The organism is Erwinia sp. CGal63, assembly GCF_037026505.1.
Taxonomy (GTDB): Bacteria; Pseudomonadota; Gammaproteobacteria; order Enterobacterales; family Enterobacteriaceae; genus Erwinia.
The window spans coordinates 197,203-216,183 of the sequence record NZ_JAKUMN010000006.1 but is presented as its reverse complement, the minus strand read 5'-3'; the positions used below and the strand labels follow the sequence as shown (position 1 = coordinate 216,183).

The window sequence follows — 18,981 nt, the reverse complement described above, 5'->3', positions numbered from 1 at the left end:
CTTGGGCCAGGAATTGTGATGGGATGGGAAAAAATGAGAAAAATGACTAAGTTCGGCCTCGCCAGCCTTTTCCTGCTGCCGTCGCTGGCGATGGCAGCGCCAGCCGTGGCGGATAAAGCGGACAACGCCTTTATGATGATTTGCACCGCACTGGTGCTGTTTATGACGCTACCCGGCATCGCTCTTTTCTACGGCGGCCTGATTCGGGCCAAAAACGTGCTCTCAATGCTGACCCAGGTTTCCGTGACCTTTGCGATGGTCTGCGTAATCTGGATGCTTTACGGCTATTCGCTGGCCTTCAGCACCGGCAACGCTTTCTTTGGCGACTTCAGTATGGCGATGTTGAAAAACATCCAGCTGACGGCGCTGGTCGGCACCTTCTACCAGTATATCCACGTTTCGTTTCAGGCTTCGTTCGCCTGCATTACGGTTGGCCTGATTGTGGGCGCGCTGGCTGAGCGTATCCGCTTCTCGGCGGTGCTGATTTTTGTCGCTATCTGGGTCACTTTCTCTTATCTGCCTATCGCGCATATGGTCTGGTCAGGCGGTCTGCTGGCGCAGGATGGCGCGCTGGATTTTGCTGGCGGCACGGTGGTACATATCAACGCGGCGGTCGCCGGACTGGTAGGCGCTTATCTGGTTGGCAAGCGCGCCGGGTTTGGTAAAGAAGCGTTTAAACCGCATAACCTGCCGATGGTCTTTACCGGCACCGCTATTCTCTATGTCGGCTGGTTCGGCTTTAACGCCGGTTCCGCCAGCGCGGCCAACGAAATCGCGGCGCTGGCTTTTGTTAACACAGTGATGGCGACGGCTGGCGCAATGCTGAGCTGGACGTTCGGCGAATGGGCGCTGCGCGGTAAGCCTTCGCTGCTGGGCGTCTGCTCCGGCGCGATTGCGGGACTGGTCGCTATCACGCCTGCCTGCGGCTATGTTGGCGTCGGCGGCGCGCTGGTTATCGGCATCATCGGCGGCCTGGCGGGATTGTGGGGCGTTACCGTATTGAAAAAATGGCTGCGCGTTGACGATCCCTGTGATGTTTTCGGTGTGCACGGCGTCTGCGGCATCGTTGGCTGCATCCTGACCGGCGTTTTCGCTTCCTCGTCGCTGGGCGGCGTCGGCTACGCCTCAGGCGTGACAATGGGCCATCAGGTTTGGGTGCAGCTCTATAGCGTAGGTATTACGGTGGTCTGGACTGGCGTGGTGGCCTTTATCGGCTTTAAGGTAGCGGATATGACGGTTGGCCTGCGCGTAGCGGAGGATCACGAGCGTGAGGGTCTGGATGTCAACAGCCACGGTGAAAACGCTTATAACCAGTAGCAGATAGCCAGAAAAAACAGAAAGCCCCGCCTGAGGCGGGGCTTTTTATTATTTGCGCAGCCGCATTACACCTTCCTGTACCGTTGAGGCGACCAGCACGCCTTCCTGAGTAAAGAACTCGCCGCGTACGAAACCTCTGGCGCCCGAAGCCGAAGTGCTCTCCACGCTGTAAAGCAGCCACTGATTTAGATCAAAAGCGCGGTGAAACCACATGGAATGATCGATAGTGGCGACCTGCATACCCGGCTCCAGAAAGCCTTTGCCGTGCGGCTGCAGCGCAACCGGTAGAAAGTTGAAGTCTGATGCGTAGCCCAGCAGATACTGATGAATTCGTCTGTCATCCGGCATCGGCCCATTGGCGCGTAGCCAGACGTGGCGAACCGGTTCGGCAACCTGTCCCTTCAGCGGGTTATGAAACTGCACCGGGCGAATTTCAAAAGGCTTTTCCGACAAGAATTTTTCACGCGCTTTTTCCGGAATGAAATGGGAAAGCTGTCTGGCGATTTCGCCTTCCGGGATCAGCTCTTCCGGCCCGACGACATCCGGCATCGGCTTTTGGTGCTCGAAGCCGCTTTCCGGCGCCTGGAAAGAAGCGGTCATATAGAAGATAGGCTGACCATTCTGAATGGCGCTGACCCGCCGGGCGCTGAAGCTGTGTCCGTCGCGCAGGGTTTCCACATCATAGATAATCGCCTTCTGGCTGTCGCCCGGACGCAAGAAGTAGCTGTGGAAAGAGTGGATAATGCGCTCTGCGGGCACCATCTGTTTGGCGGCATACAACGCCTGGCCGACCACCTGGCCGCCGAAAACCTGGCGCAGGCCAAGATCTTCGCTCTGGCCACGAAACAGCCCCTCTTCCAGCTTTTCCAGATTCAGTAAATTCAACAGCTCGTGCAGTGCCTGGCTCATGGCGGCTTCCTCAATAGTCGATTCTCTATCAGTTTGCGAAACCGATCCCGCTGCCGTCAACGGCAAGGCGAAATATTCTTATCAGCGCGTCTTAACTGGCTAACAGGCGAAAATCAATAACCTGTGCCAGAATTAAAGCTTACGGGGCAGGACAGCTGCCTTTTACGTCCTGCATTGATCATAAGGAGAATAAATCAATGAAACTCTGGCCTGTATTGACCAGCGCCGCTCTGGCGGTTGCGCTTTCCGGATGTGCTGATAAAGGTAGAGATGTGCCTACGCCCACGCTGGCTTCTAAAATCGCAGGGGAGTCGGACACGCTGCGACAGCCACACGTTAGCGGGACGATTACGCTGCCGAGCAGCGTCGTGCTGCCGCCGGATGCGTCACTGACAGTAATGCTTTCAGACGCTTCGTTGTCAGATGCGCCGGCTAAAGTGCTTTCGCAGCGCGTGGTACTGACCAGCGGCAAGCAAGCGCCGTTCAAATTTATTCTGCCGTTTAATCCGGCCGATATTCAGCCGAACGCCAGAATTTTGCTGAGCGCGGCGGTCATTGTTGATGGCAACGTGATTTTAATAGCCGACTCCATCAAACCAGTGATTAACGGCGGCGGCACTAAAGATCAGGTGCTGAACCTCAAGGCCGTTCCGGCGAAAGCGCTGCCGACCGCTCAGCGTCCGGTTACAGCGGTGCCTTCAACCTCGCCGACGCAGGTTACGCCTTCCTCAACCGTTCCCGCGCCAACCTCCCTGTAATCTTTTCCGCCCCTTAAGGGGCGGTTCATCCCCTCAGGGGCGGTTTATCCCCCCAGGAGGGGGTTATCCTTTATCCCTGCCAGCGATAGCGCTCGAGCGAAACCTTACCTTCCGGGCTTACCTCTACGCCTTCGGCCAGTAGCGCCTGGCGCTGACGTGCCAGATCGGCGCCCGTCAGCGAAATTTCTCCCAGTCGGTTAATCACCCGATGCCAGGGGAGTTTGCTGCCTGCGGGAAGCCTTTTCAGCACGCCGCCGACCTGACGCGCAGCGCGCGGCGAGCCAGCCAGCCGGGCGATATCGCCATAGGTTGTGACTTTGCCTGACGGAATAGCGGCAAGGATCTGCCATACCCGCCGTGGAAATGTATCTTGTTCGGTCATGACTGCTCCCTGTTACTGCAAATAAAGTAATCGAAAGCGATCGTAAGCTGAAGGGAAGTTGCGCAAAAGAGAGGGGAAAGAGGTGGAGTTGTGCAAGAAAACAACGGTCGTCGGGCGCGGGCTTGCAATTGCCCAGGGGTTCATTGATAATGCCCTCGCTCCATAACATGGAGCCGTCAATGGGGGCCCGGTTGGTTCTCCCGCAACGCTAACTTGTGAACTCGGTCAGGTCCGGAAGGAAGCAGCCGCAGCAGGTGACGCGTGTGCCGGGATGTAGCTGGCAGGGCCCCCACCCAATTCTACTGGTGAATCCCCCGCCGCTTTTCGCAAACTGCTATCGTACAAACTTCCAGACAGAAACCGGCACTTTATCGTAGAGCTTATTCATCGTCAGTTCGGCCAGACGATGATCCGCTGCCGAATAAAAAACTGCCAGTTCATTATCAGATAATTCGTATTTGTTTTTTTCGATAACGCGTTCGAGCGTGTCAATTGAACGGCATCGTCTTAAACGCATCAGATAATCAGTTTTCGTAAGTAGTTTATCTGTCATTATTAAACCATTGAAAAAATAAAGGTTACTAAAATGAATGGCTTGCCTGTGCTTTGACGACAGCGCATTCCTCTGTAAAGACGTTGAACAACCGTTTCGCTGATTTCTGCCAGCGATGAAGATCCTGAACATTAATACCGTAATTGCTGAACAGCATAAAGGTATCGTCAAGGTATTCATCAATCTGACTAATCAGCTCGGTGTCTTCGATATGCTTGATTTTGTAATTCATGGTAAACCCAGCAATATGCTCAATGAGATCATTAAGCTGCAAATTAATTGCTGAAGTTGGATCGTTAACCCAGCCGTGATGGCTGTCGCCTAACGTAGCCAGACTTTCATCATACAGGTTTTCACACAAAAATTTCAGCTGGGCAATATCATGCCTTTTCGGTGAGTATTCGTCCATCTTTTTCCCCTCCATAGCGAGTGAAAAATGGTGTCCCGCAGGCTTGTAGCGTACGGTGTGCCAGGAAGCGATATTGAAGCTTTTACAGATAGCCTAATAAACATAAGTCTGTTGAATTGTATTTTGAGTTTGATTACTAAAAATTACAATTCGTCCGCCACCGTGGCGCGTTCCGTTTCAATAAAATCAAAAATCAGTGCGTCCGGCTGGCATTCAAAATTGACGGAGTGGATGCTCGTCTCACTTTCATCGATGTCCAGACAGGCGTTAAAAACGTTCCAGCTAAAACGATAAGTCATTTTGTAACCTGTCGGCTCCCGCCTTTCAATAGAAATAATTTTAAGACTTTCGGGAACATATTGCGCATTTTGTGAATACCACAACAGTGAGCCGGTTAACTCATCTTCTATTTTGGGAATAATCCGCTGAATAACACTAATCAGACCAGTTTCGTTATCTTCATTAACCGTGAAAGAGACGGGAATACATTTGCGCATTTTTTCTCCACAGAGTTAATAAACGCTTATACAGATAATTGATGCCAGCAGCGAAATAATCAAGTCGCCCGAAAAGAGAAAAAACTATCTCAATGATTTGACTATTAATTATTTTAGTAGAGGATCCCGCTTTCTGCGATAGAAAAAAGCAATTAAGTTGCAGAATTTTTATATAACGCGAAGCCCCGTGCTGATGAGTAGTGGAAATAAAAAGATACATTTTAATCAGGAAACTTAGCCGGCGGCATAATATGCTATTGTTATGTTATAACATAATGGTTGTCAGGCTATGTCCGCTCCTTCTTTTTCTTACCGCACTACGCTACTGATGCAGTCGGCACGAACACGCTTGCTGCTGGCTTCCGCTATCGTAGCCATCCTGATTTTACTGACCAGCTGGGCGATTTCCTGATGATAAGTTTAGTCAATCTTCAGGTCGGCTATCAGGGAAACGCAGTCACGCCACTGCTTAACGGCACTTTTCCCGCAGGATCGATGACCGCGCTGATTGGTGCCAACGGCTGTGGAAAATCAACGCTGCTTAAAACGCTGGCAGGGCTGTTGCCGCCGGTAAGTGGCCAGCTGATGCTGGATCGCGCGCTTAATATCGCCTGGCTGCCGCAGCAGTCCGGAATTGAGAAAAATTTTCCCGTTAGCGTTTTCGATCTGGTGGCGATGGGCTGCTGGCGGCGCTGCGGCTGGTTTGGCGCTGTCGATCGGCAGATGAAGCAAAAGGTGATGACAGCGCTGGAGCAGGTCAATATGAGCGGATTCGCCGCCGCACAGCCCGGCACGCTTTCGGGCGGCCAGCTTCAGCGGGTGCTTTTCGCCAGGCTGCTGGTACAGGACGCGTCGCTGCTGCTGCTTGATGAACCTTTTACCGGGATCGATACGGCGACAATTCAGCTGTTACTGGCGCTATTGCAGGAACGACATCGGGCTGGCGCCACCCTGATTGTGGTGCTTCATGATATGGCAACGGTAGAGGGATTCTTCCCCCAAATTCTGCGGTTAGGCGCCACGCAGGCGGAATGGACGAAGCGATCGCCTGCGGTAACGGCGCTGGAGTCAATATGCTGACGCTGCTGCATCCTTTTATCGAGTTCGGTTTTATGCGACGGGCGCTGGTCGCCTGTATCGCGCTTTCGTTCAGCGCCACGCCGCTGGGCGTCTTCCTGCTGTTGCGCCGTATGAGCCTGGTGGGCGACGCGCTTTCTCATGCGGTGCTGCCTGGCGCGGCGATCGGCTATCTGATTTCCGGGCTTTCGCTGGTGGCTATGGGGATTGGCGGTATTGTCGCCGGTCTTTCCGTGGCGCTGCTCTCCGGCGCCGTCAGTCGCTATACCCCGCTGCGCGAGGACGCCAGTTTCGCCGGCTTTTACCTCGGTTCACTGGCGCTGGGCGTGACGCTGGTGTCACTGCGCGGTTCCAGCGTCGATCTGCTGCATGTACTTTTTGGCTCTTTGCTGGCCGTCGATACCCCTTCGATTCTGCTGGTAAGTGGCATTGCCTCGATCACGCTGCTGGTGCTGGCGCTGATTTATCGGCCGCTGGTGATTGACGCCTTCGATCCGACTTTTTTACGGGCGCAGAATTGCTGGGCTGCGCCGTTGGTGCACGCCATCTTTCTGGTTCTGGTCGTCACCAACCTGGTCGCGGGTTTTCAGGTTCTGGGAACGCTGATGTGTGTAGGCCTGATGATGCTGCCTGCGGCCGCTTCTCGCTTCTGGCATCGCGAGCTGCCTGGCACTATCGCCGCTGCGATGATACTGGCGTTAATCGCCAGCTTCGGCGGACTGACCGCTTCCTTTTATCTGGCGCTGCCTGCCGGGCCAGCGGTCGTACTCTGTGCTGCGCTACTGTTTTTTATCTCAATTTTAGCGGGGCCGTGCGGCGGAATTCTGCGCGCGCGCTCTTTTACTGTTGGTAAGGAGAAAGTATGAAAAAGTTACCCGTTGCGCTGGCTCTGGCGGCAATCTGCACGACCTCGTCAGCGATGGCGAAAAGCCTGGATACGGTAGCCAGCTTTACCGTGCTGGCCGATATCGTGAAGCAGGTTGGCGGCGATCGCGTTCATGTAAAAAGCCTGGTAGGGCCGGATGGCGATCCGCACAGCTTTGAGCCGACGCCGCAGGACAGTCAGGCGCTGGCGAAAGCGGATGTGGTGTTTGTCAGCGGTCTGGGACTGGAAGGGTGGATGGATCGCCTGATTTCCGCCTCGGAGTATAAAGGACAGGTCGTTGTGGCTTCGACAGGTATCGCTACACGCTCACTGGAGGAAGAGGGCAAAACCATTACCGATCCGCATGCCTGGAACAGCATGAAAAACGGTGAGGTTTATGCCAGCAACGTGATGAATGCGCTAATAAAAGCCGATCCGGAAGATGCCAGCTATTTTCGCCAACGTGGCGCAGCCTATATTGAACGGCTGCAAAAGCTTGATCGGTGGGCAGCCGCCGAATTTGCGGCAGTACCGGCGGCAAAGCGTAAAGTCCTGACCAGTCACGATGCGTTCGGCTATTTTGGCCAGCGCTATGGCGTTGTGTTTATGTCGCCGGTAGGTTTTTCTACCGAATCGGAAGCGAGCGCAACCGATGTGGCGGGCCTGATTGACCAGCTGAAAAAAGAGCACATCCACAGCTATTTTATAGAGAACCAGACAGATCCACGGTTGGTGAAGCAAATCGCTTCGGCGACCGGCGCACGCTCGGGCGGTGAACTCTATCCGGAAGCGCTGACGAAGAAAGAGGGCCCGGCGGCGACTTATGAGGCGGCTTTCCGTCATAACGTCACGGCAATGCTGGCCGGCATGAAATAAAAAAACGGGCCGCTAAGCGGCCCGTCTGCATGGTGCTGATAAGTAAGGCGGAAGAGGCCTCCGTGCCGACTACGCTTCCCGACGTAAAACGCTATCCTCAGCGTTTTTTCTTCCTGCCCTGAACCGCTTTGAAGCGGGGATTGCTTTTACAAATCACAAAAACCCGGCCGTGGCGACGGATGATTTTGCAATCCTTATGACGTTTTCTGGCTGACGCCAGCGAGTTAACTACCTGCATCTGCGTTCCTTATTTACTGAAGAATCGGCCAAAGCGCTGGTTGAAGCGGTGCGCGCTGCCTTCTTTGGCAAACTCTTTCTGCTTACCGGTGTAATAAGGATGGGAAGCCGAAGAGACATCCAGCACTACGTAAGGCAACGTTCTGCCGTCCAGCTCAATAGTGCGATCGGTTTTAATGGTGGAACCGACAACAAAAAAGGTGTCGGCGCTGGTGTCGTGGAAAGCGACGCTACGGTAAGCCGGATGAATACCCTGTTTCATAAATTACTCCGCATAATATATGTTATAACATAACAATTATTATGCGCGGCATCGGCGGCGTTTGCAACGATAAATATGGGCTCTCTGTAAGGGAGTAAAAAGGCGCCGCCTGATGGGAAGAGGGGAGAGCGGAAGGCGTAACAGCGCTAAAAAAAAGAGGCCGCAAACGCGGCCTCTGAAGGGAAATGTTTTAGTGAGGCTGTTCCGGATGATGCGGTTCCAGATCCTCTTTGTGCTTGCTGAAGCGGCGGCGAACCACCACAAAGAACACAGGCACGAAGAAGATAGCCAGAATGGTCGCCGTCACCATACCGCCCATTACGCCAGTACCTACCGCGTTCTGCGCGCCGGAGCCTGCGCCGGTGCTGATTGCCAGCGGCAGTACGCCGAGGATAAAGGCTAGCGAGGTCATCAGGATAGGACGAAGACGCATACGGACTGCTTCCAGCGTCGCTTCTACCAGACCTTTGCCTTCTTTATCCATCAGATCTTTGGCGAACTCTACGATCAGGATGGCGTTCTTCGCCGACAGACCTATGGTGGTCAACAGGCCTACCACGAAGTAAACGTCATTGCTCAGACCGCGCAGGGTGGTGAACAGCAGCGCGCCGATAACACCCAGCGGCACCACCAGCATTACCGAGAACGGAATAGACCAGCTCTCATAGAGCGCCGCCAGACAGAGGAACACGACGATCAGCGAGATAGCGTACAGCGCTGGCGCCTGATTACCTGAGAGACGCTCCTGATAGGACATGCCCGTCCACTCATAGCCGATGCCCTGCGGCAGTTTGCCGGCCAGCTCTTCCATCAGGTTCATGGCGTCGCCCGAACTTTTACCCGGCGCAGCCTGGCCCAGGATCTCCATCGAAGGCAGACCGTTGTAGCGCTCCAGACGAGGCGAGCCGTACTGCCACTTCGCGCTGGCGAAGGCGGAGAACGGCACCATTTCACCGTTGGAGGCGCGTACGAACCACTTATCGATGTCGCCCGGCAACATGCGGGAATCCGCTTTACCCATTACGTACACCTTCTTCACGCGACCACGGTCGATAAAGTCGTTGACGTAAGAGCCGCCCCAGGCCGCGCCCAGCGTGGTATTGATATCGGAGATAGAAACGCCCAGCGCCTCCGCTTTCTCCTGATCAATCGTCAGCTTGTACTGCGGCGTATCTTCCAGGCCGTTCGGACGCATACCGACCAGCGTATCCGGATGCTGGGCAGCCATGCCGAGCAGCTGGTTACGCGCGTTGGTCAGCGCTTCATGCCCCAGGTTAGCCTGATCGATCAGCTCGAAGTCGAAGCCGGTGGCGTTGCCCAGTTCGATAATCGCCGGCAGGTTGAACGGGATCACCATCGCATCTTTGATGGCGCCGAAAGCCTGCATGGCGCGTCCGGCAATGCCTTCCACTTTGTTTTCAGAGCCGCTGCGCTCGTCCCACGGTTTCAGGCTGACGAAGGCGATACCGGTGTTCTGGCCGCGTCCCGCAAAGCCGAAGCCGTTAACGGTAAACACTGAACGGACGTTATCTTTCTCTTTGGTCAGGAAGTAGTCTGTGACCTGGTCGAGCACTTTTTGCGTGCGTCCCTGGGTCGCGCCAGCCGGCAGCGAAGCCTGAGCCAGCAGCAGCCCCTGATCCTCTTCCGGCAGGAAGGCGCTTGGCAGCCTGATAAACATTACCGCCATACCCACTACAATCACCAGATAGATCAGCAGATAGCGACCGGTGCTGCGAATAATGTGGCCAACGCTGTCGGTGTAATGGTGCGTGCTCTTATCGAAAACGCGGTTGAACCAGCCGAAGAAGCCAGTGGTTTTGCCGTGATCGCCTTTTTTAATCGGCTTCAGCAGCGTTGCGCAGAGCGCGGGCGTCAGAATCAGCGCCACGATCACCGACAGTACCATCGCGGAAACGATAGTGATGGAGAACTGACGATAGATAACGCCGGTAGAGCCGCCAAAGAAGGCCATCGGAATAAATACCGCCGACAGCACCAGCGCAATACCGACCAGCGCGCCCTGAATCTGCCCCATCGATTTGCGAGTAGCTTCTTTCGGCGGCAAACCTTCTTCCGCCATCACGCGCTCAACGTTCTCCACGACCACGATGGCGTCATCCACCAGCAGGCCTATCGCCAGCACCATCCCGAACATCGTCAGCGTGTTTATCGAATAGCCGAAGGCGCTGATAATGGCGAAGGTGCCCAGCAATACCACCGGTACGGCGATCGTCGGGATCAGCGTCGCGCGGAAGTTCTGCAGGAACAGATACATCACGATAAATACCAGCACGATCGCTTCAATCAGGGTTTTCACCACTTCCATAATGGAGATTTTAACGAACGGCGTGGTGTCGTACGGATAAACCACTTTCAGACCGGCCGGGAAAAACGGCTCCAGCTTGCCCAGCTCCGCTTTAACCGCTGCAGCGGTATCCAGCGCGTTAGCGCCGGTCGCCAGCTTGATACCGATACCGGAAGCCGGCTTGCCGTTGTAGCGAGCGATAACCTCGTAGTTTTCACCGCCCAGCTCGATTTTCGCCACGTCTTTCAACAGTACGCGAGAGCCGTCCGTGTTGACCTTCAACAGGATCTTGCCGAACTCGTCGGTGGAGGTCAGACGCGTCTGCGCGATAATCGAGGCGTTCAGCTGCTGGCCCGGCACCGGCGGCGAACCACCAAGCTGACCGGCGGCCACCTGGGCGTTCTGCGTGTTGATGGCGCTGATAACGTCAACCGGCGTCAGCTGGTAGTTGTTCAGCTTGTGCGGATCCATCCAGATTCGCATCGCGTACTGCGCACCAAAGATCTGGGTATCGCCGACGCCAGGCGTACGGCTGATAGGATCCTTGATGTTGGACGCAACGTAGTCCGAGATGTCGTTCTGCGTCATGGTGCCGTCATCGCTGACGAAGCCCGCCACCATCAGGAAGCTGCTGGAGGATTTCTGTACCTGGATACCCTGCTGCTGGACTTCCTGCGGCAGCAGCGGCGTGGCCAGCTGCAGTTTGTTCTGCACCTGAACCTGCGCGATATCCGGATCGGTACCTGACTCGAAGGTCAGGGTCAGCTGCAGCGTGCCCGATGAGTCGCTGTTCGACGACATATACATCAGGCCATCGATGCCGTTCATATTCTGCTCGATAACCTGAGTTACGGAATCCTGCAGCGTTTTGGCATCGGCGCCTGGGTAGGTAGCGCGAATCTGTACGGCCGGCGGCGCAACATTGGGATATTGCTCAATCGGCAGTTTAAGAATCGACAGCACGCCCACCAGCATAATAATGATGGCGATAACCCACGCAAAGATGGGGCGATCGATAAAGAACTTAGCCATGTATCAGCGGCTCCTGTTTAAGACTTCGGTTGTTCAGACTGCGTTTTGGTTACGTCGTCTGCACTCACTTCCTGCGGAGTCACAGTGGCGCCCGCTTTGGCTCGCTGCACACCCGTGGTGATCACGCGATCGCCTTCTTTCAGCCCTGACGTCACCAGCCACTTGTCGCCAATCGCCTGCTCGGTGATCAGCGTCCGGGATTCCACTTTGTTGTCCGCGCCGACAACCATGGCGCTGGCCTGGCCGGTCGGCGTACGGGTAACCGCCTGCTGCGGCACTAACAGCGCGGAAGGATTGGTGCCTTCTTCCAGACGTGCACGCACGAACATGCCCGGCAGCAGCGAGTGGTCCGGATTAGGGAAAACGGCACGCAGCGTGATAGAGCCGGTGGTTTCGTCAACCGTCACATCAGAGAATTCCAATGTTCCGCTCTGCGCGAATTCGCTACCATCCTGCAACAAGAGCTTAACTTTAGCTTTGCCGTCGGTCTGCTGCAGCTTGCCAGAGTTCAGCTCCTGACGCAGACGCATAAAATCTTCACTGGATTGCGTCACGTCGACATAGATAGGATCAAGCTGCTGAACTGTGGCCAGGGCAGTGGTTTGTCCGCTCTGCACCAGTGCGCCTTCGGTCACGGCGGATTTACCGATGCGGCCGCTGATAGGCGAAATCACTTTGGTGTAGGCCAGATTGATACGCGCGGTTTCCACGCTGGCTTTCGCTACCTGAACGGCGGCGGCTGTCTGACTCTGCGTTGCTACGGCGTTGTCGTAGTCCTGCTGGCTGATATATTTGGTGCCCAGCAGTGGCTGATAGCGCTTGACGGTCAGCGCGGCAATTTTTGCGTTAGCCTGAGCCTGCGCTAAGTCGCCTTTGGCGCTGTCGTAGGTCGCCTGATAGGGCGCGGGATCAATCAGATAGAGTGACTGACCGGCCTTCACATCGCTGCCTTCGATAAAGTTACGCTTCAGAATGATGCCCGACACCTGCGGGCGAACCTCTGCCACGCGAAACGAGGAAGTACGGCCCGGAAGATCGGTGGTAATGGTTAGCGGAGCGCTTTTCAAAGTAAGCACGCCCACTTCCGGCGCTTTCTGCTGACCGCCTTGCTGTGCGTCCTTATTGTCACATCCTGTTAGCACCAGGCTGCCTGAAAGCATCAGTACGGCCGCCAGAGGCGTTAACCCTCTGTTTTTGTTCATAAATAAACCTCGAGTGTCCGATATCGATTGTTCAATGGATCTTAAACCCAATAAACCCATTGCTGCGTTTAAATTATGGTCGTGCTATGGTACATACATTCGCAAATGTATGTAAGTCTGGCTTAGTTGTTAACATCCCCCTATGGCACGAAAAACCAAACAGCAGGCGCTGGAAACGCGGAATCACATCCTTGATGCAGCTATTGCAAGGTTTTCCGAACATGGTGTGGCGAAAACTACACTGGCAGATATTGCCACGGCCGCAGGCGTGACGCGCGGCGCAATCTACTGGCACTTCAAAAACAAAACCGATTTGCTTAATGAAATCTGGTCTCAGTCTGAGTCCGGGCTGGAAAGCATAGAGCTTGAGTATCAATTAAAATATCCTGACGATCCACTTTCTGTTTTACGCGCGATGCTCACCTATGTCCTTGAAGCAACAGTAAGGGATAAGCGCAGACGGGCGTTAATGGAAATTATCTTTCACAAATGCGAATTTGTCGGGGAAATGACCACTTTACAGATGATGCAGCAGACGCTCTATCTGGAGTGCTACGACAAGATCGAAGAGGTGCTGCGGCAGTGCATGGCGGCGCGCCAGCTGCCGGAAAAACTGGATACGCGCCGTACCGCCGTGGTGATGCGCGGCTATATTACCGGCATTATGGAAAACTGGCTGTTTATGCCGGAAAGCTTCGATCTGGCAACGGACGCGCCGCAGCTGGTAGAGGTTCTGCTTGATACCGTTGCGCACAGCACGACGTTGCGAAGTGCCGCTTCTTAGCTGGATGAGCTGCGGTTTGGTTCGCCGCTCGCCTTTTTCTCGTAGTCTCTCTGCACGATGGCCAGGGCAGCCAGCACCGTTTGCGGCGCGATCTGGTTCTCTTCCAGCAGCATGATTAAATCAACGGCCAGCTTAACTTCTTCCGGAGCGCTTTCCAGCGACATCTTATTTCTCCCGTTTTAAAGGCGGAGTTTTCTGGCCACCAGCACCATCAGCAGCGCGCCAGCCAGAGCAATCAACAGCGCTCTGGGTTCCATTTCGCCCAGCGTACCATAATTGAAAAAGGCGCCGATATAGCCGCCAACCAGCGCGCCTACCACGGCCAGCACCAGCGTGGCTATTAGTCCGCCCGGCCGGCCAGGAAAAAAGCGGCGGCAGATAAACCCTACCGCCAGCCCGATAATAATCCAGGAGAGAAGCCCCATTAATGATCTCCAGTCAGCTTAAGCGAACAGTATAGCAAGGCAACGCGTCACTACTGGCGCTCGCGGTTTTCAATGGCGCGTTCGATTTTCTTTAGCGCCAGCAGGCAGCGCTGTAGCCGTCCTTCCAGCGCGGCGATTTCACGCTGGAGCTTCTGCTGCTGGACCAGCGTTTGCTGATTAGCCAGCTGGCTTTCGCGATCGGCCACCATGGCGCGCAGACGACGTTCATAATCCTGATGCTTCGCCAGCTTCTCGTAGAGGTTTTCCTGCTCGGGTTCCGGTCGATTTTCGCTGTTGCGCAGCTGTAGCGTCGCCAGCTCGCGCTGCAGTGCGCTCATTTGCAGCACCACGCGTTCGGCCATCCAGGCGACACGCTCCGTACGCTGGCCGTTTACGCTCTGCCTGAGCAGCAACATACTCTGCCGCACTTCCTGCAGATAGTCGTCAAGCCGCGTGCCGTGAGTGTGAAACAGCTGGCCGTCGAAGCGTGCTTTAGGGGTTCTGATATTGGCGTGTGGCGCGACGGCCTGCGCCAGCTCATTCAGCTTCGCCTCCAGCTGGTCAAGCAAATGGGCACTTTTCATTTTTTCCTCCCTGGGTAACCACGCCTATAATACGCTTAATTTGCACGATCTGTGTGCTGTGCTGTTTTCTCCGCTGCAATCGGCATTGATAAAGGGCAATAAAAGCGCGGATTTTGCTTCTGGCGGTTGCAATTGTCGGACGATTTGCATAGATTTGGTCGTTTTCGTGCGTGGCTTCCCCCGGAACAGATCTGTTCAGCTCTGCGACTCTCCGTGTCAGGGCAATGAAGCTGCGCGAGTCAGATTTGTATTTACCAGGCATAACACTATGACCGCGACTGCGCAGCAGCTTGAATTTCTTAAAAACAGTATCAAAAGCATTGAGGATTACCCTAAGCCAGGCATTCTGTTCCGTGACGTCACCAGCCTGCTGGAAGATCCCAAAGCCTATGCACTCAGCATTGAACTGTTGGTTGAACGCTATCGTGATGCAGGTATTACTAAAGTAGTGGGTACCGAAGCGCGTGGCTTCCTGTTTGGCGCGCCGGTGGCGCTGGCTCTGGGCGTGGGCTTCGTACCCGTACGCAAACCGGGCAAGCTGCCGCGTAAAACCTACGCTGAAAGCTACGAGCTGGAATATGGCACCGATTGTCTGGAGCTGCACTGCGACGCTATCGGCGCTGGTGATAAAGTGCTGGTGGTGGACGATCTGCTGGCTACCGGCGGCACGATTGAAGCCACCGTTAAGCTGATCCGTCGCGCTGGCGGCGAGGTGAAAGACGCGGCCTTTATCATCAATCTGTTCGATCTGAGCGGCGAAGCGCGCCTGAACGCGATGGGGCTGAACTGCTTTAGCCTGGTCAACTTCCCGGGCCACTAAGCCGTAAAGCGAATAAGAAAAGGCTGGCAGGCGCCAGCCTTTTTTGTGCTTAAAATTTAAGATTGAACGACGCGGAAACGGCCTGAGCGGTTTCATGCGACGATTTTTGCACGTCGTAGTTCAGCCCATAGGTCAGGTCGCCTTTTTGCAGCAGCGCGCCCGCGCTAAGGCCGAAAGCCGAGCTGTCGGCAATACGGGATTCGCTCCACGCCGAGCCGTTTACGTCAGCCATGCTCACTCTGGTACCGTGCGTGGTATCGCCTGTGTTGGCAATAAACGAGAAATCCACTCTGGGTTTCAGGGTATAGCCCGATTCAAACTGAAATTCGCGCGCCAGGCTGACGCCTAACGGCATCGACCATAGCGTGGCGGAAGCGGCGCCGTTCGTAAACAGCGATTTTCCGCTGCTGCGCGCGCTGAACCTGTTGTTTTTCAGTTTGCTGTAGCGCAGCCCGATATGCGGCATCACATCCATATAAGGCGTACTGAAAAGATATTCCGCCCGCAGACCGCCGCCGAGAATAGTCGACTTCGCTTTGCCGGAAATTTTCCCATAGCCTGCGGCCGGCAGCGACATATCCATCTCATGCGTGACCCGCGAGTAGTTTACGTCGGCCATCAGGTTCCAGTTATTGTTCAGCCAGCTGCCGTATACCGACAGTCCCCAGAAATCCAGGTCGCTTTTCACCGGATAAAGGTTGCCGCGCGCCCGGCTTTTTCCCCGACCGACGTTAAATGCGCCGCCGGTTTTCAGAATGGCCTCGTCCTGGGTGATTAGCGTATCCTCTGCGCCGATAAACGCGCCGCCCAGCCAGGTTTTGCTTTTACTGTTGAAGCCGCCCGAGTTGTAGCCTTTTAACTCGCTGTTGTCATACACCAGCGACGTCCACAGGTTGAAGCCTTCCTCCAGCGGCGTGCCCTCGAAAAAGTGTTCGCCCTGAGAAAGATGGCGGGAGAGGGCGCGGGTAGCGGCGGACATCACCTGGTAACCGGTGCCTGCGACGTTAGCCACGGAGGCGAAATTGATGGCGGACTCCACGATACGCGCAGCGGTAGCGGCATCGCTGACGTAACGTATATCTGTGGTTTGCGAGATCAACTGCTGGGCGGCGTTGTCGGATGTGGTGTTTACGCCAATCTGGCTGACCATCGCGTTAAGCAGGCCTGCCGAACCGGAAGAGAGCCGCGGCAAGGTAGTGCCGAGATCGGCCGTTTGCAGCGTCAGCTGAGTTCCCTCGGCGCTGGCAGAAGAGGAGACGTCCAGCATACGGCTGGTGGTACTGATGTTGGCCATTTTCCAGCTGGGCGCTGAGAGCGCGTCCGTGCCAGAAACGGCCGTGAAACTCTCTCCGGTGCTAACGCCGTCATCCGTCATAACCAGCAGGCTGGCCCGATCGTCGATTTGCGCGCTGCCTAACGCTAACGCGGCCTTGCCGGAATCAATATAAGATCGTGCCTTGATCACCGTCAGCGAGGAAGATCCCAGCCCCGAAGTGGCGGCGTCGCCGCCGATCCGCCAGCTGAGATCGCTGCTGGAGAAATCGATGGTGTTGTCGCCGCTCAGGATCAGTTTGCCGCTCCAGGTCTTGTTCAGCTCCTGCTCCAGGCGAGCCACGCTTTCCTGCCAGTTATCGACGTTCAGCTCTGTCGAGCCGAATATTACCGTGCCGTCGCCGCTCACGGTCAGCGTTCCCTGGTTGGCCTCCAGCGTTTTACTGGCGAAGGTGCCGTTATTAACGATCAGGCTGCCGCTATTGAACTCCGTCGTGTTGACCTGAAACGAGCCGCCGCTTTGCAGATACTGGCTGTCCGCCGTAGAAACGCTGCCCTGCAAAGTGTTCCAGACCGTAGAAGCGCCGATAGAAAGCGTGCCGGCGGTAAAAGAGCCGCCGCGAATTTCCAGTATGCCGGCGCCGCCAGCGCCCGCCGTTTGCGCCCGGGCGCTGCTGTTTAACACGCCATCGTGGCTGCCGTTGGCGCCGCCCAGCTGAACGGTAGCGCCTATCTGGCCGCTGCCGCTGGTAAAGATGGCTGTGCCGCTGCCGCCGTTGCCCGCCGCGCCGCCATTGCCGGAGCGGCCTTTAGCGCCGTTGTTGATGCCGCCGTCGCCAGCGTTGCCGCCCTGGCCGCCCAGCTGCAGTACGCCGCTGTTGTTAATGGTGCCGCTGTTGAACCAGAGCGTCCCCGCTGCGCCGTCGGAACCGTTGCCGCCGCTACCGGCGCCGCTGCTGCCCTGCAGTGAACCGCCGGCGCCGCCGTTGCCGCCGTTGCCGCCAATCCAGACGCCTGAACTCAGCGTCAGCTTGCCGCCTTCCACGGTCATGGTGCCCGCTCCGGCGCTTCCGGCATTGCCGCCGTTACCACCCTGGCCACCGGCCGCGCCTTTACCGGCCGACGCCACGCTATCCGCCTTGCCAGCCTGGCCGTTGCTGCCGCTATTACCGCCGTTGCCACCGTCCGCGCCGTTTGCGCCGACCATTAGCGACTGCGCGCTGACGGTGCTGTTGTTAAGCAACAGCGTTCCTGCGCCGCCGCTGCCGCCGTCTGCGCCTTTACCGCCGCTGCCGCCTTTACCGCCATAGCCGCCGTCGCCGCTGTCGCCTGTTTCACCGGTGATATTGGTTTCCACGTAGGGATCGGCCGTCTGTCCGGCATCGCCGCCGTTACCGCCTTCGCCGCCATTGCCTCCATTCGATCCTTTACCAGCCGCGCCGCCGACGGTCAGCGTATTACTTACCGTCAGCGTGGTGCTGTTAAACGTCAGGGCGCCGGTGCCGCCGTCGCCGCCGCTGGCGCCATTGCCACCGCTACCGCCAGCGCCGCCCGTACCGCCTTTTCCGCCGTTGCCCGGGATGCCGCCCGCCGCCTGTAAGCCGGATACGCCTGCTTCGCCGCCGCTGTTGCCTTTGCCGCCGTCGCCGCCGTTCTGGCCTTCTGCGCCAGCGCTGGCCGCGCCGCCGGCGCCGCCTACCGCCAGCTTAGTGCTGGAGAAATTGCTCTGGTTTACCGTCAGTGTGCCGTCACCGCCGGTCGCGCCGCTGCCGCCGCTGCCACCGTTCGCGCCCTTACCGCCGTTGCCGCCATCGCCACCGTCGCCGCCTGCGCCGCCCATACCGGAAGTACCGCCGCTACCGCCATTGCCGCCTTTTCCGGCCGCGCCGCCATCAGCGCCGGCGGAAGCACTGCCCGCTAAGCCGCCGCTGCCGCCGTTCGCGCCAACCCGCAGTTCTCCCAACTGACCTTTGACGTTACGTAAGGTAGCGGAAATGCCTGCATTGCTTAGCCCGGCGGTGCCGTCAACGCCTGGCGTGCCGTTAGCGCCGTTAGCGCCCGATAAGCCGTCGCTGCCGTCACTGCCATCGCGGTTTCCCGCTGCGTTACCGCCGTTGCCGCCATTGCCGCCATTGCCGGCGTCACCCGCCTGGCTGGCGCTTCCGCCGCTGGCGCCGCTGGCGCCCTGAGTGCCGACGGTAATATTATCCTGCGCCCGCACGGTGTTAGCAGCAAACAGAGCAGGTAAGGTGATTATCGCCAGCGCATTAAAAGCGGTAAGCCAGCCTCTTTTCTTTAATATACCCTCAGGATGAAATCCCTTTTCCTTATTCTTCATTTTAATAGTCCATTTTTTTATTTAACAAGGTCTGTAGAAATATTTCTTATAAAGTTTATATTATTCAATTAGTTGGG

The 18,981-nt window shown here is 56.3% G+C and carries 21 protein-coding genes and 1 other RNA gene; 9 read left to right on the top strand and 13 right to left on the bottom strand.

Features of this window, described 5'->3' with window-relative positions:
- The first annotated feature begins 18 nt into the window (after positions 1-18).
- Complete coding sequence (gene amtB, locus MKZ79_RS17925) at positions 19-1,317, top strand: ammonium transporter AmtB (protein ID WP_442897172.1); 1,299 nt, start codon at positions 19-21, stop codon at positions 1,315-1,317.
- A gap of 48 nt (positions 1,318-1,365) precedes the next feature.
- Here the strand turns inward: amtB and tesB are convergent, their stop codons facing one another.
- Entirely contained in the window at positions 1,366-2,226 is an 861-nt protein-coding gene (gene tesB, locus MKZ79_RS17920) for an acyl-CoA thioesterase II (RefSeq protein ID WP_336143992.1), read from the bottom strand.
- 197 nt (positions 2,227-2,423) lie between these two features.
- Here tesB and MKZ79_RS17915 point away from each other — a divergent pair, with 197 nt between their 5' ends.
- On the top strand, positions 2,424-2,984 hold the full coding sequence (locus MKZ79_RS17915; RefSeq protein WP_336143991.1) for a YbaY family lipoprotein: 561 nt from the start codon (positions 2,424-2,426) through the stop codon (positions 2,982-2,984).
- A gap of 70 nt (positions 2,985-3,054) precedes the next feature.
- Here the strand turns inward: MKZ79_RS17915 and MKZ79_RS17910 are convergent, their stop codons facing one another.
- Positions 3,055-3,366: an MGMT family protein gene (locus MKZ79_RS17910; protein WP_442897171.1), complete on the bottom strand. Its 312-nt coding sequence runs from the start codon at positions 3,364-3,366 to the stop codon at positions 3,055-3,057.
- Between the two features lie 189 nt (positions 3,367-3,555).
- Between MKZ79_RS17910 and ffs the strand changes: the two genes are divergently transcribed.
- Positions 3,556-3,652, top strand: an RNA gene (gene ffs / locus MKZ79_RS17905) — signal recognition particle sRNA small type.
- Between the two features lie 48 nt (positions 3,653-3,700).
- Here the strand turns inward: ffs and MKZ79_RS17900 are convergent.
- The 3 genes from MKZ79_RS17900 to MKZ79_RS17890 form a co-directional block, all read right to left on the bottom strand.
- On the bottom strand, positions 3,701-3,919 hold the full coding sequence (locus tag MKZ79_RS17900) for an HHA domain-containing protein (protein WP_125288446.1): 219 nt from the start codon (positions 3,917-3,919) through the stop codon (positions 3,701-3,703).
- 28 nt (positions 3,920-3,947) lie between these two features.
- Entirely contained in the window at positions 3,948-4,328 is a 381-nt protein-coding gene (tomB, locus tag MKZ79_RS17895; RefSeq protein ID WP_336143990.1) for an Hha toxicity modulator TomB, read from the bottom strand.
- A 143-nt stretch (positions 4,329-4,471) separates the two neighbouring features.
- On the bottom strand, positions 4,472-4,825 hold the full coding sequence (locus MKZ79_RS17890) for a hypothetical protein (RefSeq protein WP_336143989.1): 354 nt from the start codon (positions 4,823-4,825) through the stop codon (positions 4,472-4,474).
- Between the two features lie 289 nt (positions 4,826-5,114).
- Here MKZ79_RS17890 and MKZ79_RS17885 point away from each other — a divergent pair, with 289 nt between their 5' ends.
- From MKZ79_RS17885 to MKZ79_RS17870, 4 genes are read left to right on the top strand one after another with little or no spacing between them, the layout of a single operon-like run.
- Complete coding sequence (locus MKZ79_RS17885) at positions 5,115-5,237, top strand: hypothetical protein (protein WP_336143988.1); 123 nt, start codon at positions 5,115-5,117, stop codon at positions 5,235-5,237.
- Entirely contained in the window at positions 5,237-5,905 is a 669-nt protein-coding gene (locus tag MKZ79_RS17880) for a metal ABC transporter ATP-binding protein (RefSeq protein WP_336143987.1), read from the top strand. Before MKZ79_RS17885 ends, MKZ79_RS17880 begins: the two co-directional genes overlap by 1 nt.
- On the top strand, positions 5,902-6,768 hold the full coding sequence (locus MKZ79_RS17875; RefSeq protein ID WP_336144010.1) for a metal ABC transporter permease: 867 nt from the start codon (positions 5,902-5,904) through the stop codon (positions 6,766-6,768). Before MKZ79_RS17880 ends, MKZ79_RS17875 begins: the two co-directional genes overlap by 4 nt.
- A complete protein-coding gene (locus MKZ79_RS17870) occupies positions 6,765-7,643 on the top strand; it encodes a metal ABC transporter substrate-binding protein (RefSeq protein WP_336143986.1) in 879 nt (292 codons plus the stop codon). Before MKZ79_RS17875 ends, MKZ79_RS17870 begins: the two co-directional genes overlap by 4 nt.
- 97 nt (positions 7,644-7,740) lie before the next feature.
- On the opposite strand, the gene ykgO is transcribed toward MKZ79_RS17870, so the two are convergent.
- The 4 genes from ykgO to MKZ79_RS17850 all read right to left on the bottom strand — a co-directional run bounded on the left by ykgO (position 7,741) and on the right by MKZ79_RS17850 (position 12,681).
- Positions 7,741-7,881, bottom strand: a complete 141-nt coding sequence (gene ykgO / locus MKZ79_RS17865; protein ID WP_336143985.1) for a type B 50S ribosomal protein L36 — start codon at positions 7,879-7,881, stop codon at positions 7,741-7,743.
- 9 nt (positions 7,882-7,890) lie between these two features.
- Positions 7,891-8,142, bottom strand: coding sequence for a type B 50S ribosomal protein L31 (locus MKZ79_RS17860; protein ID WP_336143984.1), 252 nt, complete (start codon positions 8,140-8,142; stop codon positions 7,891-7,893).
- 190 nt (positions 8,143-8,332) lie between these two features.
- A complete protein-coding gene (locus MKZ79_RS17855; RefSeq protein WP_336143983.1) occupies positions 8,333-11,479 on the bottom strand; it encodes an efflux RND transporter permease subunit in 3,147 nt (1,048 codons plus the stop codon).
- Between the two features lie 17 nt (positions 11,480-11,496).
- On the bottom strand, positions 11,497-12,681 hold the full coding sequence (locus MKZ79_RS17850; protein WP_336143982.1) for an efflux RND transporter periplasmic adaptor subunit: 1,185 nt from the start codon (positions 12,679-12,681) through the stop codon (positions 11,497-11,499).
- A 142-nt stretch (positions 12,682-12,823) separates the two neighbouring features.
- On the opposite strand from MKZ79_RS17850, the gene acrR reads away from it, so the two are divergent.
- Positions 12,824-13,465, top strand: coding sequence for a multidrug efflux transporter transcriptional repressor AcrR (acrR, locus tag MKZ79_RS17845; protein WP_336143981.1), 642 nt, complete (start codon positions 12,824-12,826; stop codon positions 13,463-13,465).
- Here the strand turns inward: acrR and rsmS are convergent.
- From rsmS to priC, 3 genes are read right to left on the bottom strand one after another with little or no spacing between them, the layout of a single operon-like run.
- Positions 13,462-13,629, bottom strand: a complete 168-nt coding sequence (gene rsmS / locus MKZ79_RS17840) for a pleiotropic regulatory protein RsmS (protein WP_336143980.1) — start codon at positions 13,627-13,629, stop codon at positions 13,462-13,464. The two genes, acrR and rsmS, sit on opposite strands and share 4 nt — an antisense overlap.
- Before the next feature lie 15 nt (positions 13,630-13,644).
- Positions 13,645-13,890 (bottom strand): GlsB/YeaQ/YmgE family stress response membrane protein, encoded by a 246-nt coding sequence (locus MKZ79_RS17835; RefSeq protein WP_336143979.1) that lies wholly within the window; start codon positions 13,888-13,890, stop codon positions 13,645-13,647.
- 50 nt (positions 13,891-13,940) lie between these two features.
- Positions 13,941-14,474, bottom strand: a complete 534-nt coding sequence (priC, locus tag MKZ79_RS17830; RefSeq protein WP_336143978.1) for a primosomal replication protein — start codon at positions 14,472-14,474, stop codon at positions 13,941-13,943.
- Positions 14,475-14,742: 268 nt separating this feature from the next.
- Between priC and apt the strand changes: the two genes are divergently transcribed.
- Positions 14,743-15,294: an adenine phosphoribosyltransferase gene (apt, locus tag MKZ79_RS17825; RefSeq protein ID WP_336143977.1), complete on the top strand. Its 552-nt coding sequence runs from the start codon at positions 14,743-14,745 to the stop codon at positions 15,292-15,294.
- A gap of 49 nt (positions 15,295-15,343) precedes the next feature.
- Here apt and MKZ79_RS17820 read toward each other — a convergent pair whose 3' ends face one another.
- Positions 15,344-18,904 (bottom strand): autotransporter outer membrane beta-barrel domain-containing protein, encoded by a 3,561-nt coding sequence (locus MKZ79_RS17820; RefSeq protein WP_336143976.1) that lies wholly within the window; start codon positions 18,902-18,904, stop codon positions 15,344-15,346.
- Positions 18,905-18,981 lie beyond the last annotated feature (77 nt).

Excerpts from the sequence above, each read along its gene's own strand:
- MKZ79_RS17900 (WP_125288446.1), bottom strand. The coding sequence starts at position 3,919 with ATGACAGATAAACTACTTACGAAAACTGATTATCTGATGCGTTTAAGA.
- MKZ79_RS17860 (WP_336143984.1), bottom strand. The coding sequence starts at position 8,142 with ATGAAACAGGGTATTCATCCGGCTTACCGTAGCGTCGCTTTCCACGAC.
- acrR (WP_336143981.1), top strand. The coding sequence starts at position 12,824 with ATGGCACGAAAAACCAAACAGCAGGCGCTGGAAACGCGGAATCACATC.
- MKZ79_RS17820 (WP_336143976.1), bottom strand. The coding sequence starts at position 18,904 with ATGAAGAATAAGGAAAAGGGATTTCATCCTGAGGGTATATTAAAGAAA.
- MKZ79_RS17855 (WP_336143983.1), bottom strand. The coding sequence starts at position 11,479 with ATGGCTAAGTTCTTTATCGATCGCCCCATCTTTGCGTGGGTTATCGCC.
- MKZ79_RS17850 (WP_336143982.1), bottom strand. The coding sequence starts at position 12,681 with ATGAACAAAAACAGAGGGTTAACGCCTCTGGCGGCCGTACTGATGCTT.
- MKZ79_RS17885 (WP_336143988.1), top strand. The coding sequence starts at position 5,115 with ATGTCCGCTCCTTCTTTTTCTTACCGCACTACGCTACTGATGCAGTCG.
- MKZ79_RS17870 (WP_336143986.1), top strand. The coding sequence starts at position 6,765 with ATGAAAAAGTTACCCGTTGCGCTGGCTCTGGCGGCAATCTGCACGACC.
- rsmS (WP_336143980.1), bottom strand. The coding sequence starts at position 13,629 with ATGTCGCTGGAAAGCGCTCCGGAAGAAGTTAAGCTGGCCGTTGATTTA.
- MKZ79_RS17880 (WP_336143987.1), top strand. The coding sequence starts at position 5,237 with ATGATAAGTTTAGTCAATCTTCAGGTCGGCTATCAGGGAAACGCAGTC.
- MKZ79_RS17835 (WP_336143979.1), bottom strand. The coding sequence starts at position 13,890 with ATGGGGCTTCTCTCCTGGATTATTATCGGGCTGGCGGTAGGGTTTATC.
- ykgO (WP_336143985.1), bottom strand. The coding sequence starts at position 7,881 with ATGCAGGTAGTTAACTCGCTGGCGTCAGCCAGAAAACGTCATAAGGAT.
- MKZ79_RS17915 (WP_336143991.1), top strand. The coding sequence starts at position 2,424 with ATGAAACTCTGGCCTGTATTGACCAGCGCCGCTCTGGCGGTTGCGCTT.
- amtB (WP_442897172.1), top strand. The coding sequence starts at position 19 with ATGGGATGGGAAAAAATGAGAAAAATGACTAAGTTCGGCCTCGCCAGC.
- tesB (WP_336143992.1), bottom strand. The coding sequence starts at position 2,226 with ATGAGCCAGGCACTGCACGAGCTGTTGAATTTACTGAATCTGGAAAAG.
- MKZ79_RS17890 (WP_336143989.1), bottom strand. The coding sequence starts at position 4,825 with ATGCGCAAATGTATTCCCGTCTCTTTCACGGTTAATGAAGATAACGAA.
- tomB (WP_336143990.1), bottom strand. The coding sequence starts at position 4,328 with ATGGACGAATACTCACCGAAAAGGCATGATATTGCCCAGCTGAAATTT.
- apt (WP_336143977.1), top strand. The coding sequence starts at position 14,743 with ATGACCGCGACTGCGCAGCAGCTTGAATTTCTTAAAAACAGTATCAAA.
- priC (WP_336143978.1), bottom strand. The coding sequence starts at position 14,474 with ATGAAAAGTGCCCATTTGCTTGACCAGCTGGAGGCGAAGCTGAATGAG.
- MKZ79_RS17910 (WP_442897171.1), bottom strand. The coding sequence starts at position 3,366 with ATGACCGAACAAGATACATTTCCACGGCGGGTATGGCAGATCCTTGCC.